Consider the following 15,204-nt stretch of genomic DNA (forward strand, 5'->3'; position numbering starts at 1 on the left):
TCTAGGAGGTCTCGCTGAGATAGCGGCGCACCGTCATGCGCGAAGTAATGGCAGTGAGCGCCGCGATGACGGGGATGACGGCGACAATGCCGATCAGCCCGTCTATGCCCAGGGCAAAGCGCCCGAACAATACGCCCATTTGCGCACCGGCTTCGCTGGACAGCACATTGCCCGCCGCCGTGCTGATGACGAAGAAGAAGAGCAGCGTGGCGGCCGCGCCCAATAGCCCGCCTTGCAGACCGATGGAGAGGAAACGGCCCTGGAATTCGCCGGCAATGAAGCGGTTGGAGGCGCCTATATAGTGCAGGACGTCGACAATCTCGCGATTGCTGGCCATGGCGCCACGGGTGGCGAAGATAATGGCGAGGACGGTGGCAACCCCGATCAGCGCCAGCACCATCAGGCCTGACAACACGATGGTGCCGGCCATAGTGTTGAGCTGCTGGCGCCAGGCGGCGTGGGTATCAAGGCTCGCGCCCTTGATCGCCTGAAGATTGCGGGTGAGCCCCTCAATGTCGGCATCGACCGGATCGGCCAATTGCACGACCACAAGGCGGGGAATTTCGATGGCGGTGAGATCGAGCCCGGCGCCCAGCCAGGGCTCGAGCAGCTTCTGGCTTTCCTCGATGGTCAGCGCGCGGGCCGAAGCGACGCCGGGCGTGGTCTGGGCCAGCGACACGGCGGTGCGCAGATTGGAGTCCATGACCTCGCCCTCGACGGGACGGATCTGGATAGTGAGTTCGCGCCCGACATCGGCGGACCAGGCAATGGCCGACTTTTGCACCAGCACTACCCCGCCCAGCGTGACGGCAGAGAGGAAGCTCATAATGGTGATCATGAGCAGCAGGGTGCGGCCGGCAACGCTTTTTTCCGGAACGATGGGCGCGGCGCCGCGGCGGCGGGGCAAGAGGGAGAAAAGGCGCTCAATCATGGATCACCAGCTCGCCCTTGGATAGCAACATGCGGGGATAGGAGAATTTGTCGAGCAGCGGCAATTCGTGGGTGGCCAGGATGATCGTGGTACCCAAGGTGCGGTTGAGCTCGGCAAAGAGGTGCACGAGCCGACTCGATAGCTCGGGATCAACATTGCCGGTGGGCTCGTCCGCCAGCAGCACTTTGGGCCGGGCGATGACGGCGCGGGCAATGGCCGCGCGCTGTTTTTCGCCACCCGAGAGCAAGGACGGCAGGGCGTTCATGCGCTCGCCCAGACCGACCCAGTCGAGCAGTTCGGTGACATTGGGGCGGTATTCGCTTTCGGCCTGGCCCAGCACGCGCAAAGGCAGGGCGACATTTTCAAAGGTCGTCAGGTGATCGAGCAGGCGGAATTCCTGGAACACGATGCCGATATGGCGGCGCATCTGCAGCAGGCGGTCCTGGCTCAGATCACTCACATCCTCGCCGAACATGGTGACCTTGCCACGCGAGGGTTTGAGCGAAAGCAGCAGCAGGCGCAACAGGCTGGTCTTGCCGGCGCCCGAGGGGCCAGTGAGGAAATGGAACGAGCCGGGCTCGATCGAAAAGGTCAGGTCCCGCAAGATTTCGGGACCGTTGCCATAGCGCAGTCCCACATCGGAAAACTCGATCAAAAAAGCAGGCTCCCCACTTGTCCGCCGGCCGGAGCGCCCAGGGGCGAATCAGCCATGGTGCGCATCATAACAAAGGCGGGCGCCCGATGCGGCTGGTGTGAGCCATTGCCCGCAGGAAACGGCACAATTGTGGTGTTTTGCCGGTTCGGCCGTGTGGTTTGAGGAGTTTTAACCCCATCGGCATAGGTTCGGCGGGGCGCATTTATGTTTTACCCTCATTGTCTGGCCCGATGATCATCACCTGTCCCCATTGCCAGACCAAGTATCAGGTGACCTACGAGGCCATTGGCTCGGTCGGTCGCAAGGTGCAATGCGCTTATTGCCAGCGCGCCTGGCAGCAGGAGCCGGTGCGGCCCGAGGCTCCGCCGGAACCGGCCGACCAATTGTTCGAAGCCATGGCCGAGGACGGATTGGATGAGGCGCTGGCGGCCGAGGAAAAGGCCGTGGCCGCCGAACTGGCACAGCGGCTCGCGGCCGAGCAGGAACGCGAGACAAAACCGGCCGGAGAGCTCGACCCGGCGGTCATTCGCAAGCGACAAAAAGCATTTTTGCGCCGGCAGAGCGCGCTGATCGCGCATTTGCCGCTGGCCCGGCTGCGGCGAGCGGCGCGGGTGGGCGGCGCGCTCGTCCTGTGCGGCTTGATTGGCCTGTTCTATTTCGGGCGCGTGCAATTGGTCGAGCGCATCCCCTCGCTGGCCGGCGTTTATGCGTCGCTGGGCATGGGCGTCAATGTCGTCGGCCTCGATTTTTCCAATATCACTGCGCAGCGGGCGCTGCGCGATGGCAAGGACGTGCTGATCGTTTCGGCCCAGCTGGTGGGGCTGCTACCTGACCCCGTGGCAGTGCCGCCCGTTGTGGTGACACTGCTCGATCCAGCTGGGGCGGCCATTTACGAGTGGAGCGTCACCCCGTCGGTGCGTGATCTGATGGCGGGCGAGCGTTCGAGCTTTGATACCCAGTTGGCCCTGCCGCCTGGTGAGGCCGCGCGCATGCGGCTGAGCTTTGGCGCGACGGCCGGCAATGTGGCGCCGCGCCAGACAACACCTATATCGGGCAATGCCGGGCCATCTGCGCCCCAGGCCCCCATTTCTCCGGAGCATCCCTGATGGCCCGCATTCTTGTTGCTGAAGATGATCCGTCCGTGCGCGCCTTCGTGGTCAGCGCATTGACCATGAAGGGCCACGAGGTGGTGGCCGAAGAAGATGGCGGCCTGGCCGCCGAAACGGCGGATGAAGAACAGGGGCGGTTCGACCTGCTGCTGAGTGACATCAAGATGCCGATCATGGATGGCATTGCGCTGGCGCTGCATGTGGCGGCGAAATACCCCCAGATGATCATCGTGCTGATGACCGGCTTTGCCGACCAGCGCGAGCGCGCCCATGGGCTGGATGCGTTGATTTATGACGTCATCGTCAAGCCGTTCACGCTGGCCGATCTATTGGCCAAGATCGATGATGCCCTGGTGGGCAAGCCAGTCGAAGTGGTGTCGCTGGGCCGGCGGGCACTGGAGCAGTAATCAGCCGACAAGCGGGCGCCATTCCACCGCGACTTTTGCCATGCCGTCAGCGAGGAAAGCGCCCATGGCGTGGGCTTCGGCCTCGATATCGGCCTGTTCGGCTTTGCTGAGCTTGCGGAAGGGGGCGAGGTCGATTGTGAGGCGGTCTTTGGTCCGGTTTACGGTCCAATTACCGGCGATGAAGCCGTCGATGGTGAAGATCGCGACATAGCCGTTGACCACCACCATGCGTTCCCTGGCATGTGGCGGTTGCAGGCGGGAGCGGTCGGCAAAGCCTAGGAAGACATTGTCATAGTCGGGTAGGAAGCGGACGGGCGCTGGTGTGTCCGGGTCTGGGCGCGGAGCGTTGGGTAGATCGTAGAGGACGCGACCGTCTTCGCCGCGGAATTCTACCAAGTGTTCGCGTACCGAGTCGAAAGCCGGAGCCAAGCGCGTGAGGCCGCACCAGGTCTGCATATCTTTGACGCTGGCGGGGCCATAGGCGGCGAGATAGCGCAGGACCAGTTGGGGCAGGGGGATGGGGGCGGACAGGCCCTGGCCGATCCATTTTTCGATGCGCATCAGCAGCGGCGCGCCGCCATGGCCCCAGATACGGGTGGGTGGAATCTGGATCAGCGTTTCGGCGCCCTGCACCACCTGCGCCAGAACCAGTGGGTCGCTAGCGGGGAAATGTTCGAGCAGGCGCCGGCCGAGTTCGCCCGCGGTCATGGGGGCTTCATCGATGATGGCGACGCCCTGGCGGTTGACGGCCAGGCGATCGGCATTGATGGCGCGCGATTTGGCGACCGAGCTGAAAGTGCGGTCCAGCACCGGCTGCATGAGCGGGCGAATGCTGCGCATATCCGGCACGGTATGCAGATGCAGCGTCGTGCGCATTGTGGTGGCGCGGAGCAGGGTTTTGTCGGTGATAACAGCGGTCAATGCGCCATGGGTGAAGCCGGCAATGCGGTTCCACAGCGCGATATAGGGCGTGTTGGTGGTTTGCGCCTGTAGGCCCAAAAGGAAGGTGAGGGCGTCGGGAATAGCGATATCGGCGCGGGCCAGCATCCATTGCCGGGCGAGCGTGGCGCGGTTGAGCTGGCGGTCAGAAAGGGTCTCGGGCATGGCCATCTCCTGAGGAGAGACGACTATGCCCGAGCCAATATGACAAGGGGTGTCAGCAGGCGCTCACAGCCAATCGGGGACGCTATCCAGGGCAATCAGCTCGTCGAGCGATTTGCGCGGGCGGATGACGTGGAATTTCTCGCCATCGACCAGCACTTCGGGGATCAGGGCGCGCGAATTATAGGTCGAAGCCATGACCGCGCCATAGGCGCCGGCGCTCATGACGGCGAGCAGATCGCCTTCCTTGACGCCGGGCATGGTGCGCGCCTTGGCGAGGTAATCGCCCGTCTCGCAGACCGGGCCGACAATATCGGCGGTGATGGGGGCGAGATTGGAGTGGTTGACGGGCTCGATATCGTGATGGGCTTCGTAGAGCGTGGGGCGGATCAGATCGTTCATTGCCGCGTCGACAATGACGAAATTGGTGCCGCCTTCCTTCACATATTCGACCTTGGTGACGAGAATGCCGGCATTGCCGACCAAGAGGCGTCCGGGCTCGATGACCAGGGTCACGCCCAATTGGCCGACCTTGTCACGCACCACGGCGGCATAGGCGGTGGGCAAAGGCGGGGCGGCCTCTTCGTGGCTATAGGGGATGCCGAGGCCGCCGCCGACATCAACATGCTTTATGTCATGGCCGTCGGCGCGCAGCGCCTTGACCAGCTCGGCCATCAGGCCAAAGGCATTGCCGAAGGGTTCAAGATCGGTGATCTGGCTGCCGATATGCATATCGACGCCAACCGCGACCACATTGGGCAGCTCGGCAATGCGGCGATAGACTTCGAGCGCGCGGGCATAGGGAATGCCGAACTTGTTCTCGGCCTTGCCGGTGGAAATCTTGGCATGGGTGCGCGCGTCCACATCGGGATTGATGCGGACGGAGACGCGAGCGGTCTTGCCCATGTCGCTGGCGACCATGGAGAGGCGCTCAAGCTCGGGCTCGCTTTCCACGTTGAAGCACTTGATGCCGGCCTCAAGGCCGCGACGCATTTCGGCGACGGTCTTGGCGACGCCGGAAAAGACGATCATGTCGGGCTTGATGCCAGCGGCCAGAGCGCGTTCGAGTTCGCCCAGCGAGACCACGTCGGCGCCGGCGCCTTCGGAGGCCATCAGCTTGAGCACGGCCTGATTGGAATTGGCCTTCATGGCATAGGCCAAAAGCGTCGGGATGCCCTCGAAGGCGGCTTTCACCACGCGCACATGGCGGCGCAGAGTGGCGGATGAATAGACGTAAAACGGCGTGCCGACCTTTTCAGCCAGCGCGTTGAGATTGACGTCCTCGGCAAAAAGGGTGCCGTCGCGGTGTTCGAAATGGTGGACCAAGGTCTTTTCCCGGTTTTGCTACACCCGCGATGTCACCCCGGCGTAGGCCGGGGTCCATGCTGAAGGCTATCCACACGTTCGAAGCGGGGAGAGCGCACAGCATGGATTCCGGCCTTCGCCGGAATGACGCCGTGGGTGGGAATGTTTCGCAGAAATCCCTATGCCAAGCCTACTCAAAACGAAAGCAAGACTTATCGATTCAACGCATAAGCGGCCTCGATCCGCTCGGCGACCAGGTTTTGCAACTGCCAGAGATGGGGGTCGTGAATGCCCATATCTTCCAGATGCCGTACCGTGGCGAAAAGATATTCGGCCATGGAGCCGCGATTGCCGACCGCCTTGGCCAGCACATCGGCAATGGCTTCGACGGTGAGGCCGGAAATATAGCGCCCCGAATGGCGGTCGATGCAGAAGGTGATGGCGCGGATACTGCGTTCGCCGCTTTGCACATTGACCCAGCGCGGGGGAAAGGCGGAGGGCAGCCAGCCCATTTCGCGTTCGAGCAGCTTGGTCAGGTTTTCGTCGATCCGGTCGGCGGGCAGGCGATAGAGCACGCCCTTGCAGGCGCCGCCGCGATCCAGCGCCAGCATGAGGCCGGGATTTTCATCGCTCCCGCGGAAGCGATTGTTCCAGCCCAGGCAAAAGGCGCGGTGCCAGCCGCGCACCACACCGGTGCGCATTTCGACAAAGTCGCAGGCTGGCTTCCAGATCAACGAGCCATAGGCGAAGAACCAGACTTCCCCGCTATGGGGCTGCGCGCCCAGCAGGTCGTGGATGGTGGAATTGTAATCGTCTGATGTTGCCGCCCGCATCCCTTCCGGGGGCGGGGGCATTTCGTCGGAAAGCGAAGCGTGCTGCACGAGGGCGACATGACGCTCGGAAAGGCGCATCTGTCGGATTTTGGCTCGCATACGCAAATCTCCACTTTCCCTCTCCCCTTGAGGGAGAGGGTGGATCGGCGCAGCCGAGACGGGTGAGGGGTTGTCTCAGTCAGCGTTGAAGGACCAGTCATCGCTGACCCCTCATCCGCCCCTACGGGGCACCTTCTCCCTCAAGGGGAGAAGGGAAGATCGCGGCTTATCGAGATTTATTCAACCCCGCCATCGCCATGACCGCCATGCTTTTTCTTTTGCAGGGGCTTGGGATCATGCGGCTCACCGGTGAGAATGGTCTTCCAGCGGGCAGCCTGGATCAGCACATTGGCGGGCGCGGTGCCGCCATAGGACTGGCGGGCGGCGACCGAGGCTTCGACGGTCAGCACCTTATGGATGCGGCTATCGATGCGCTGGTCGATGAATTTGAAGTCCTCGATGGTGAGGCCTTCCAGGCCGCAATTCTTCTGTTCGGCCAGGGCGACGATCTGCCCGGTGATGTGGTGGGCATCGCGGAAGGGGATATTGAGCTCGCGCACCAGCCAATCGGCAATGTCGGTGGCGGTGGAAAAGCCGGCGGCGGCCGAGACGCGCATGCGTTCGCGATTGGGCACCATGTCGCCCACCATGCCGGTCATGGCGGCCAGCGACAGGGAAAGAGCGTCGAGCGCGTCGAAGGCGACTTCCTTGTCCTCCTGCATATCCTTGGAATAGGCCAGCGGCAGGCCCTTCATCACCACGACCAGCGAGGTGAGCGCGCCCAGGATGCGGCCGATCTTGGCGCGGACCAGTTCGGCAGCATCCGGGTTGCGCTTTTGCGGCATGATCGAGCTGCCGGTGGTGAATTTATCGGAGAGGCGCACGAAGCCGAACTGGGCCGAACTCCAGATCACCATTTCCTCCGCAAAGCGGCTGAGATGCATGGCGCAGATCGAGGCGGCAGCCAGGGTTTCGAGGATGAAATCGCGGTCCGAAACGGCGTCGAGCGAATTGGCGGTGGGGCGGTCAAAGCCCAAAGCTTCGGCCGTGCGTTCGCGATCGATCGGATAGGGCGTGCCGGCCAGGGCGGCCGAGCCGAGCGGGCTTTCGTTCAAGCGCTTGCGCGCATCGAGCAGGCGGCCGGCGTCGCGGCCGAGCATTTCGACATAGGCGAGCAGGTGATGGCCAAAGGTTACCGGCTGGGCGCTTTGCAGATGGGTAAAGCCGGGCATGATGGTCTGGGCTTCGTCTTCGGCCTTGGTCACCAGCGCGAGCTGCAGGGTATGGACCTGCACCACCAGCGTATCGATGGTGTCGCGGACATAGAGCTTGAAATCGGTCGCCACCTGGTCGTTGCGCGAGCGGGCGGTGTGCAGACGTCCGGCGGCGTCGCCGATCTTTTCGCGTAGGCGGGATTCGACATTCATGTGAATGTCTTCAAGTGCACGCGAGAACGTGAAGCTGCCGCTCTCGATTTCCGCCAGCACCTCATTTAGACCGACCACGATGGCGTCGCGATCTTCCTGCGTCAGAATGCCCGTCTCGGCGAGCATTGTGGCATGGGCGATTGATCCGGCAATATCCTGGCGGAAGAGGCGCTGATCGAATCCGATCGAAGCGTTGATTTCTTCCATGATGGCGTCGGGGCCAGTGGCGAACCGGCCGCCCCACATCTTGTTGCTCATCGCTGGTTTCCTGGAGATTGCATGTCTGACAATAGCGCACCCCACCAACCAGCACCAAACCGCTCGCGGCTGTTCATCACGCTGGCTGTGGCGGGAGCGGCCGTAGCTATAGCGGCGTGGACCTATCTCGGCAATGCTGCCGGCGCCACGGAATGTCCGGTGCAGGCCGAGGCTGCCGCAACCATCGACAATGCCGCCAAGGGCGAGCTGGCAGCGCTGATGGGGACCGGGGAAGGACGCGGCTACAAGACCATGGCGTTCAAGGACGCTACGGGCAAGGACGTGAGCATTGCCGATTTTTCTGGCAAGGCGCTGCTGGTCAATTTCTGGGCCAGCTGGTGCGTGCCGTGCCGGGCGGAAATGCCGGCGCTTGATGCGATCGCCACCAAATACAATTCGGACGCCTTCATGGTGCTGCCGATCAATCTCGATATCGGGGAAGGTGGCCTCGAAAAGGCTAAGGGCTTCCTCGACGAAAACCAGTTCAAGAACCTGCCGCTCTATGCCGATAGCAGCTTTGCTGCCTTTGAGCGCTTGAAGCGCGAAGCGGTGGCGGTGGGCCTGCCGGTGACGCTGGTGCTGGATGAGAATGGCTGCGAGCTGGCGGTGCTGCAGGGGCCGGCAGAGTGGCACACCCCTGATGGCGAGGCTGTGGTCGAGGCGCTGGTGGGGTTGAAGAGCTAGATCAGCCGATCCACCACGGCGCCCGAATTGATCACGGGCGCCTTTGTGTCCGCTTGGGGATTGAGCAAGGCGGCCTTGGCCTGTTCTTCGGCGGCAGCGATGCGCAACCGCGCGGTGAGTTCGGCGACTTTGGCGAGCTGAGCCACCGCAGGCGTGCCGGCGCGATCAACGATGCGGTTGATCATGGCCGGTGGGCTAGTACCGATGGAATTGCTCATGGTCAGGCCTGCTTGTCTATCCTGAGTCCCTGACCCGGCGGCGGCGCGGCGGGGGCGGATTGCAGCAGGGTATTGAGCAGGGTCGCTTCCAGGTCGTGGGTCTTCTTGAGCACGGCCATCTGTACGGACCCGCGGGTTGCCGCAGTCTGCATAGTCACCATTTGCATGGCCAGATCGGTATCCATGGAGCGTCCCTTCTGGGTCAATGAAGGTGTAGAATAGCGGCTGGGCGGTAAACAAAAGCTTGGAATATTGCGGTGATTTGGTGAAATTGCCGCCGAGATCAGCGGCCGCCCCAGAACACGACTTCGCGTCGTTTGAGCCCGGCCGCCAGGATGATGCCAGTGACAAAGCCGCCCAGATGGGCCCACCAGGCGACCGATTCGGTCGAGCCGATCACCACATAGAAGAGCTGGGTGGCGACCCAGAAACCCAGCATCCAGAACGCCGGTACGGGCAGGGGAATGGGGATGATGATGCGGGCCAGGACGAAAACTCGGGCATGGGGGAAGAGCAGGATATAGGCGCCCATGACGCCAGCCACTGCGCCGGATGCGCCGATTAGCGGGCCATTGGCGTCGAGGTTGAACGCCATATGAGCCAAGGCAGCGCAGATGGCGCAGATCAGATAGAAGGCCAGGAACCGGACGTGGCCCATGGCGTCTTCGATATTGTCGCCGAAAATCCACAGGAACAGCATGTTGCTGAGCAGATGCAGCCAATCGGCATGCAGGAACGCATAGGTCACCAACGTCGCCCAATCGGGCAGCCAGGGCACAGGCTGGGGGTAAAGATTGCGCACGACGATGGGGATCATGCCGAAATCGATGGTCGCCTGATCGAAGGCCGCCGGCGGCAGCACGGACTGAAACAGGAAGCAGATGATCGTTACGGCCATCAGCCCATAGGTCACATAGGGAAACCGCACATGCCTTAGAGGATTGGTGTCATGCAGCGGCAGGAACATGGGTCAGTCGCCTTTCGCCACGTCGCCGTGATTGCCGGGCACCCATAGCACGTCCTTGGCCCCATTGGCATTGGCCACGCGCGCCAGCACGAAGAGCAGGTCGGAGAGGCGGTTGAGGTAGCGCACGGCTTCGGGATTGGTATCGGGTTCGGCCGCGGCCAACCGCACGGTCAGGCGCTCGGCACGGCGCGTAACGGTGCGCGCGATATGGAGCGCCGAAGCCAGTGGGGTGCCGCCGGGCAGCACAAAGCTTTTGAGCGGGCTGATATCGGCGTTGAAATGGTCGATCTGTTTTTCCAGCCATGCCGTCTGCACGGCGCGGACGCGCAGGGTCGGGTGTTCGGCGGCGGGGTCATCAGCGCCGGGCGTGGCGAGGTCCGAGCCGACATCGAAGAGATCGTTCTGCACACGGGAGAGCAGCATATCGATCTTGGGCATGGAATTGGTTTGCAGCCGCGCGTGACCGATAAAGGCGTTGGCCTCGTCCACCGTACCATAGGCCTCGACGCGCGGATCGAATTTGGGGCGGCGGGGGCCGCGCACGAGGCCCGTCGTGCCGTCATCGCCGGTCTTGGTATAGATGCGGTTGAGCTTGACCATAGCTAACCCCGGCCGCCGAAGAAGTAGAGCGCGCCGAGCAGCAGCACCAGCGCCACGGCCTGGCCGATGACGCGCAGGCGCATCAATTTCTGGCTGGTATTGCCCGGACCGCCCTTGAGCATATTCCACAGACCCATGCCCAGCACGATGACGACAAAGATCAAAGCGAGCGCGATGGCGATATTGAGAAGGGTTTCCATGAAGTCCTGCAAGCGTTCAGGGGCTGGCGCCCCTACGAATCCGTAATGCCGATATAGACCGAAAGCCCCTCGGCCAGCGCATCATAGATGGCACGAATCCGGTGGCTGGTGAACAATTCCCTGTGCGTGGTGAGCCAGACTTCGAGCGGGGGGATCGCAAGATCAATCGGCAGGGCCACCATGCCGAGCGTTTGAGCGACCAGCCCGGCCTGGGCAAAGCCCACGCCCAGACCCGCGCGCAGCAATTCCCAGAGCTGGGTTTGGCTATCCGAACGCAAGAGGAATTGCTCGCGCTTGAGTGGGAAGCCGACCTTCTGCGCGTGAGCGATGATGAGATCGGAGCGGTCCAGCCCGATGAGATCGTGGTAGTAGAGATCGGCCGGCGTTTTTGGCGTGCCGCGCCGATCCAGATAGTCCTGATGGGCGACCGGAACCATGGGAATTTCGCCGAGCTTTTTGGTGACCAGGTCGAGCTGGTTGGGCCGGAACATACGGATAGCGATATCGGCTTCGCGCAGCAGCAGGTTTTCCGCCGAATCGGTGGGGACGAGTTCGAGCGCGATTGCGGGGTAACGTTGGCGGATGGCGACCAGCAAATCGGGCAACACGTAATTGGACACCATCGTGCTGGCGGTGATGCGCACGGTGCCGCCGAATTCGGCCTGGGCGCCTTCGGCCAGGATCGCCGCCTGCGCCAGTGATGCCTGGGCGGCGGCAACGGGTTCGTAGATGCGCAGCGCCGCGACATTGGGCTTGAGCCCGCTCAGGGTGCGCTCGAACAGCGACAGGCCCAGATCATATTCGAGGGTTTCGATATGACGACCGACCGTGGGCTGGCTGATGCCCAGCTCGCGCGCCGCAGCCGAAAGCGAGCCATTGGCGACGACTGCGGAAAAGCTTCGCCATAAGGCCCAATCGGGTTCTCTATTCATTTTTGAATGGCGATTCGAAGACAATGGCAGATTTATCGACGATAGTGAATGGAGGATGCTGTGTCCATCAGCAAAGGAGATGCAGGATGAGCACGGCAAAGATCACAGTTTTGGGCATTAACGGCCATATCGGCCACCACGCGGCCAAGGCGTTTCGGGACGCGGGCTATGACGTCACCGGCCTTGGTCGCAGCAATCGGATGCCGATCGAGGGCGTCACCTTCGTCAAGGGCGATGCGGGCAATATTGCCGAGATCGCGGCGGCGATTGCCGATGCCGACATCGTGGTGAATGCGCTCAACCTGCCCTATGACAAATGGGACAAGGGCCGTGCCGAGGCGCAGCTCGCCACTGTGATCGCCGCCATGGGCGATAGCGGCAAGACCATGCTGTTTCCGGGCAATGTCTATAATTATGCAGCGACGGACCGGCACATGACCCCCGGCATGGCCCAGCATCCGCAGACGCCGCGCGGCGCGATCCGGGTGCGGCAGGAGGCGATACTGGCGGCGGCATCCAAGGCCGGCAAGTTCCAGACTATCATCATCCGGGCTGGGGATTTCTACGCGCCGGGCAATGTTGGCGACTGGTTCGATCAGGCCATGCTGATGGATGCCAAAAAGGGCAAGGTCTATCATATGGCCGATCTGGATGTGGGCCACGCCTGGGCCTATTTGCCCGACCTAGGCCGGGCATTCGTCAAGGTGGCCGAGCAGCGGCACGGCCTTGGTGCCTTCGAGACGTTCCACTTTGCCGGGCACTTTGAAACGCATGGCGCCATGCTGGCGGCGATTCAGGCGGCGGCGCCTGTCCCGCTCAGGGCCGGGCAATTGCCCTGGATCGTGCTGCAGGCCATGGGGCTGGCGATGCCAATGATGCGCGAGATCGTCAAGATGCGCTATCTCTGGAACAATCCGATGGAATTGGTCGATCCAAGGCTGGGTGCCATTCTGGGCAAGGATTTCGGCACGCCATTTGCCGAAGCCGTGGCGGCGTCAACCAAGCCGTTCTTCGCTGGCAAGGCTGCCTAAAAGCCCAACTCCCGGCGAACGTCTTGTTGTGTCCAGCCAGCGTCCCGCAGGCTCGCCAGATTGGGCGAACCTTTCGATTTGCTGAGTTTCTTGCCCTCGGCGTCGAGGATCAGCCGGTGGAAATTATAGATGGGCGAGGGCAAGCCGAGCAGGAATTGCAGCAGGACATGCAGGTCGGTTGCCGCTTCCATGTCGCGACCGCGGGTGACGTGGGTGATGGCCTGGGCGGCGTCGTCCACGACGACGCTGAGATGGTAGCTGGTGGGCGTGCCCTTGCGCTGCAGCACAACATCGCCCCAGCGTTCGGGGTGGGCGTAACGCACTTGCGGGCGGTCGGTGACCAGCGGGCCGACAATGGTAAAGGTCAGCATGCCGGTCCGGGCGATAGCCTTTTCGATATCGAGGCGGAATTGCACGGGATCGCCGCGTTGCAGGCGCTCGATCTGTTCGCCCCGGTGCAGATGCCGGCAGGTGCCGGGATAAAGCGGGGCGCCGTCAGGGTCGGTGCCGTCGGCTTTGGCGGCGATACCGCTGCGCGAGCAGAAGCAGGGATAGAGCAGATCAGCATCGCGCAGGCGATTGGCCGCCTCGGCATAGATGGGGAAGCGCTCGGACTGAACCATGACCGGCTCGGGCCAATCCAGACCCAGCCAATGCAGGTCATCAATAATGGCTTGGGCAAATTCGGGTTTACAGCGCTCGGGGTCAGTGTCCTCCATGCGCAACAGAGCCGTGCCGCCCAGTAGCGCTGCCGCCTGCCAGGTGTAGAGCGCCGAATAGGCATGGCCCAGATGCAGCCGGCCATTGGGGCTGGGGGCAAAACGCAGGATGGGTTTGGACGATGGCGAAGACATTGCAGCTTGTGTACAGCAGACAAATGTCTCCGTCACCGCGCATCGATAGTGTCGAAACCATTGCCGCCCATCTCGACGTGCTGGTCGGGATCGATCCGCGACTGGCCGCCATCAGGGCGGTGACCGGGGACGTTTACCCGCGCATCGACGCGGCCGGTTTTGTGGGGATTTCGCGCATTGTCTGCGGACAATTGCTGTCGGTGGCGAGTGCCGCTGCAATCTGGGCGCGCTACATAAAGGTCGAGGGGGCGCTCGATCCCATCGGCTTTCTGAACCTCGATGAGGCGGCGATCCGCGCCGTCGGCTTTTCAGGCGGCAAGTATCGAACGGTGCGGGCGATTGCCGAAGCCATGGCGTCCGGCACGCTGGATTTCGACCATCTCGAGACCCTGCCGGCGGATGCGGCAGTAGGCTACCTGACGGCCCATAAGGGGATCGGTCCCTGGACCGCGCAGGTCTATCTTATGTTCTGCGCCGGGCATCCTGATATCTTCCCAGCCGGGGACCTAGCGCTGCGCAAGGCGGTGCAGGATGGGCTTGGACTTGATCGGCTGCCCGAAATCAGCGAACTAGCCAATCTGGCACGAAACTGGGCCCCGCACCGTTCGGCAGCGGCACTGCTGTTCTGGCGCTATTATGCGGTTCGCCGTAACCGCGAAGGCGTGTTGAGCTGAGGGTTTGGCTTTGAGGCATGTGGCGGATGCGCCACAGAAATTTCCTTACTGGGAATGGACGCCAATAAATCATCCAAATGAATGATGTGGAGAAAGATCAGCTTTGCTCATCTTGCGCCGCGGTTGTTTCGGCGAGGATGAGGGAATTTTGATGCGGAGCGCAATTTTGCTGGTTGGGGCCAGCTTTTCACTATTGGCGAGCAGCGCACAGGCGCAGGACATTACCGATTGGAGCGGCTTTTACGCCGGGGTGCTGGTCGGCTATGGGATGGACCGGACCCAGACCGAGTCGAGCTCGTCAATCATACCGCCAGTCGAAGCTGGTGACGATGTATTCTACTCGGGCAGCAACCGGTTCTCGCAGGAGCGGATCGAGGGGCTGCTGGGCGGCGTCGGCGCGGGTTACAATTTCCAGCACAACCAGTTTGTGCTGGGCGTCGATGGCGATATCAATTTCGGCGACCTGGACAAGACCACCAGCGCATTTGGTTCCCTCACCATTGACGATCGGGAGGATGGCGAGGTCTTCGAGCTGGGTCAGGGCAGTGACACGACCTATGGCGTCGATTGGTACAGCACCTTTGCGCTGCGGGCCGGCGTCACCTTCGATGGCTGGCTGGTCTATGCCAAGATGGGCGCGGCGGTGGGCAATGTTTCGTCCAATTCGACATCAAATTTCACGGTTGCATCCAACCTTCCCCCCGAGGATATGCCGCTACCGGCGGGGTCGTATTCATCCTCGGCCAATACCAGCCAGCTTCTATTCGGGCCGACATTCGGCCTTGGCGTCGAAAAGATGCTGACATCGAACATTTCGCTGGGCGCTGAATATAGCTATGTCGGACTGCCCGACGTCACGATCCCGCAGGCGAGCGGCATTGGTGGGGACCTGCTAGGCATTGGCGGCGGTTCGGACCCGATCGAAGTCACCTCCAGCATCCATGTGCTCAAGGGCACGCTCAAATATCATTTCTAGCAT

At 62.3% G+C, this 15,204-nt stretch carries 19 protein-coding genes; 6 read left to right on the plus strand and 13 right to left on the minus strand.

Annotated elements, in window-relative coordinates:
• Position 1: 1 nt before the first annotated feature.
• Both N8A98_RS10900 and ftsE read right to left on the minus strand, forming a co-directional pair.
• Positions 2 to 931 (minus strand): cell division protein FtsX, encoded by a 930-nt coding sequence (locus tag N8A98_RS10900; protein WP_262171299.1) that lies wholly within the window; start codon positions 929 to 931, stop codon positions 2 to 4.
• Complete coding sequence (ftsE, locus tag N8A98_RS10905; RefSeq protein ID WP_113119880.1) at positions 924 to 1,586, minus strand: cell division ATP-binding protein FtsE; 663 nt, start codon at positions 1,584 to 1,586, stop codon at positions 924 to 926. The genes N8A98_RS10900 and ftsE overlap by 8 nt, the downstream gene beginning before the upstream one ends.
• Positions 1,587 to 1,816: 230 nt before the next feature.
• Here ftsE and N8A98_RS10910 point away from each other — a divergent pair, with 230 nt between their 5' ends.
• A complete protein-coding gene (locus N8A98_RS10910; protein WP_262171301.1) occupies positions 1,817 to 2,692 on the plus strand; it encodes a zinc-ribbon domain-containing protein in 876 nt (291 codons plus the stop codon).
• Positions 2,692 to 3,102 (plus strand): response regulator, encoded by a 411-nt coding sequence (locus N8A98_RS10915; RefSeq protein WP_035101613.1) that lies wholly within the window; start codon positions 2,692 to 2,694, stop codon positions 3,100 to 3,102. Before N8A98_RS10910 ends, N8A98_RS10915 begins: the two co-directional genes overlap by 1 nt.
• Here the strand turns inward: N8A98_RS10915 and N8A98_RS10920 are convergent, their stop codons facing one another.
• From N8A98_RS10920 to argH, 4 genes are all read right to left on the minus strand, one after another.
• The gene (locus N8A98_RS10920; RefSeq protein WP_262171303.1) at positions 3,103 to 4,206 is read right to left on the minus strand and encodes a winged helix DNA-binding domain-containing protein; all 1,104 of its coding nucleotides are present in this window, start codon (positions 4,204 to 4,206) and stop codon (positions 3,103 to 3,105) included.
• A 63-nt stretch (positions 4,207 to 4,269) separates the two neighbouring features.
• Positions 4,270 to 5,529: a diaminopimelate decarboxylase gene (lysA, locus tag N8A98_RS10925; RefSeq protein WP_262171305.1), complete on the minus strand. Its 1,260-nt coding sequence runs from the start codon at positions 5,527 to 5,529 to the stop codon at positions 4,270 to 4,272.
• 191 nt (positions 5,530 to 5,720) lie between these two features.
• Positions 5,721 to 6,440: a gamma-glutamylcyclotransferase gene (locus N8A98_RS10930; protein WP_262171307.1), complete on the minus strand. Its 720-nt coding sequence runs from the start codon at positions 6,438 to 6,440 to the stop codon at positions 5,721 to 5,723.
• 176 nt (positions 6,441 to 6,616) lie between these two features.
• Positions 6,617 to 8,065 carry an argininosuccinate lyase gene (gene argH / locus N8A98_RS10935; protein WP_262171308.1) on the minus strand — a complete coding sequence of 483 codons (1,449 nt, stop codon included), beginning with the start codon at positions 8,063 to 8,065 and terminating at the stop codon, positions 6,617 to 6,619.
• Between the two features lie 21 nt (positions 8,066 to 8,086).
• Here argH and N8A98_RS10940 point away from each other — a divergent pair, with 21 nt between their 5' ends.
• On the plus strand, positions 8,087 to 8,749 hold the full coding sequence (locus N8A98_RS10940; protein WP_262171310.1) for a TlpA disulfide reductase family protein: 663 nt from the start codon (positions 8,087 to 8,089) through the stop codon (positions 8,747 to 8,749).
• On the opposite strand, the gene N8A98_RS10945 is transcribed toward N8A98_RS10940, so the two are convergent.
• From N8A98_RS10945 to N8A98_RS10970, 6 genes are all read right to left on the minus strand, one after another.
• On the minus strand, positions 8,746 to 8,967 hold the full coding sequence (locus tag N8A98_RS10945) for a hypothetical protein (protein WP_262171312.1): 222 nt from the start codon (positions 8,965 to 8,967) through the stop codon (positions 8,746 to 8,748). The genes N8A98_RS10940 and N8A98_RS10945 overlap by 4 nt on opposite strands.
• A 2-nt stretch (positions 8,968 to 8,969) precedes the next feature.
• Entirely contained in the window at positions 8,970 to 9,152 is a 183-nt protein-coding gene (locus N8A98_RS10950; RefSeq protein WP_262171313.1) for a putative motility protein, read from the minus strand.
• 98 nt (positions 9,153 to 9,250) lie between these two features.
• The gene (locus tag N8A98_RS10955; protein ID WP_262171315.1) at positions 9,251 to 9,934 is read right to left on the minus strand and encodes a rhomboid family intramembrane serine protease; all 684 of its coding nucleotides are present in this window, start codon (positions 9,932 to 9,934) and stop codon (positions 9,251 to 9,253) included.
• Positions 9,935 to 9,937: 3 nt separating this feature from the next.
• Positions 9,938 to 10,534, minus strand: coding sequence for a cob(I)yrinic acid a,c-diamide adenosyltransferase (locus tag N8A98_RS10960; protein ID WP_262171316.1), 597 nt, complete (start codon positions 10,532 to 10,534; stop codon positions 9,938 to 9,940).
• Positions 10,535 to 10,536: 2 nt separating this feature from the next.
• Entirely contained in the window at positions 10,537 to 10,734 is a 198-nt protein-coding gene (locus N8A98_RS10965; RefSeq protein ID WP_113119869.1) for a twin transmembrane helix small protein, read from the minus strand.
• A 32-nt stretch (positions 10,735 to 10,766) separates the two neighbouring features.
• Positions 10,767 to 11,666: a LysR family transcriptional regulator gene (locus N8A98_RS10970; protein WP_262171318.1), complete on the minus strand. Its 900-nt coding sequence runs from the start codon at positions 11,664 to 11,666 to the stop codon at positions 10,767 to 10,769.
• Positions 11,667 to 11,752: 86 nt separating this feature from the next.
• Between N8A98_RS10970 and N8A98_RS10975 the strand changes: the two genes are divergently transcribed.
• Positions 11,753 to 12,697, plus strand: coding sequence for an NAD-dependent epimerase/dehydratase family protein (locus N8A98_RS10975; RefSeq protein WP_262171320.1), 945 nt, complete (start codon positions 11,753 to 11,755; stop codon positions 12,695 to 12,697).
• On the opposite strand, the gene gluQRS is transcribed toward N8A98_RS10975, so the two are convergent.
• The gene (gluQRS, locus tag N8A98_RS10980; protein ID WP_262171322.1) at positions 12,694 to 13,551 is read right to left on the minus strand and encodes a tRNA glutamyl-Q(34) synthetase GluQRS; all 858 of its coding nucleotides are present in this window, start codon (positions 13,549 to 13,551) and stop codon (positions 12,694 to 12,696) included. The genes N8A98_RS10975 and gluQRS overlap by 4 nt on opposite strands.
• Positions 13,552 to 13,574: 23 nt before the next feature.
• On the opposite strand from gluQRS, the gene N8A98_RS10985 reads away from it, so the two are divergent.
• Together N8A98_RS10985 and N8A98_RS10990 are read left to right on the plus strand one after the other, a co-directional pair.
• The gene (locus N8A98_RS10985) at positions 13,575 to 14,225 is read left to right on the plus strand and encodes a DNA-3-methyladenine glycosylase family protein (RefSeq protein ID WP_113119865.1); all 651 of its coding nucleotides are present in this window, start codon (positions 13,575 to 13,577) and stop codon (positions 14,223 to 14,225) included.
• Between the two features lie 151 nt (positions 14,226 to 14,376).
• Positions 14,377 to 15,201 carry an outer membrane protein gene (locus N8A98_RS10990; protein WP_262171324.1) on the plus strand — a complete coding sequence of 275 codons (825 nt, stop codon included), beginning with the start codon at positions 14,377 to 14,379 and terminating at the stop codon, positions 15,199 to 15,201.
• The last annotated feature ends 3 nt before the right edge of the window (positions 15,202 to 15,204 follow it).

The sequence above is a fragment of the Devosia neptuniae genome, assembly GCF_025452235.1.
Lineage (GTDB): Bacteria > Pseudomonadota > Alphaproteobacteria > Rhizobiales > Devosiaceae > Devosia.

Excerpts from the sequence above, each read along its gene's own strand:
- N8A98_RS10900 (WP_262171299.1), bottom strand. The coding sequence starts at position 931 with ATGATTGAGCGCCTTTTCTCCCTCTTGCCCCGCCGCCGCGGCGCCGCG.
- N8A98_RS10910 (WP_262171301.1), top strand. The coding sequence starts at position 1,817 with ATGATCATCACCTGTCCCCATTGCCAGACCAAGTATCAGGTGACCTAC.
- N8A98_RS10915 (WP_035101613.1), top strand. The coding sequence starts at position 2,692 with ATGGCCCGCATTCTTGTTGCTGAAGATGATCCGTCCGTGCGCGCCTTC.
- N8A98_RS10920 (WP_262171303.1), bottom strand. The coding sequence starts at position 4,206 with ATGCCCGAGACCCTTTCTGACCGCCAGCTCAACCGCGCCACGCTCGCC.
- N8A98_RS10930 (WP_262171307.1), bottom strand. The coding sequence starts at position 6,440 with ATGCGAGCCAAAATCCGACAGATGCGCCTTTCCGAGCGTCATGTCGCC.
- argH (WP_262171308.1), bottom strand. The coding sequence starts at position 8,065 with ATGAGCAACAAGATGTGGGGCGGCCGGTTCGCCACTGGCCCCGACGCC.
- N8A98_RS10940 (WP_262171310.1), top strand. The coding sequence starts at position 8,087 with ATGTCTGACAATAGCGCACCCCACCAACCAGCACCAAACCGCTCGCGG.
- N8A98_RS10945 (WP_262171312.1), bottom strand. The coding sequence starts at position 8,967 with ATGAGCAATTCCATCGGTACTAGCCCACCGGCCATGATCAACCGCATC.
- N8A98_RS10950 (WP_262171313.1), bottom strand. The coding sequence starts at position 9,152 with ATGGATACCGATCTGGCCATGCAAATGGTGACTATGCAGACTGCGGCA.
- N8A98_RS10955 (WP_262171315.1), bottom strand. The coding sequence starts at position 9,934 with ATGTTCCTGCCGCTGCATGACACCAATCCTCTAAGGCATGTGCGGTTT.
- N8A98_RS10960 (WP_262171316.1), bottom strand. The coding sequence starts at position 10,534 with ATGGTCAAGCTCAACCGCATCTATACCAAGACCGGCGATGACGGCACG.
- N8A98_RS10965 (WP_113119869.1), bottom strand. The coding sequence starts at position 10,734 with ATGGAAACCCTTCTCAATATCGCCATCGCGCTCGCTTTGATCTTTGTC.
- N8A98_RS10970 (WP_262171318.1), bottom strand. The coding sequence starts at position 11,666 with ATGAATAGAGAACCCGATTGGGCCTTATGGCGAAGCTTTTCCGCAGTC.
- N8A98_RS10975 (WP_262171320.1), top strand. The coding sequence starts at position 11,753 with ATGAGCACGGCAAAGATCACAGTTTTGGGCATTAACGGCCATATCGGC.
- gluQRS (WP_262171322.1), bottom strand. The coding sequence starts at position 13,551 with ATGTCTTCGCCATCGTCCAAACCCATCCTGCGTTTTGCCCCCAGCCCC.
- N8A98_RS10985 (WP_113119865.1), top strand. The coding sequence starts at position 13,575 with ATGTCTCCGTCACCGCGCATCGATAGTGTCGAAACCATTGCCGCCCAT.
- N8A98_RS10990 (WP_262171324.1), top strand. The coding sequence starts at position 14,377 with ATGCGGAGCGCAATTTTGCTGGTTGGGGCCAGCTTTTCACTATTGGCG.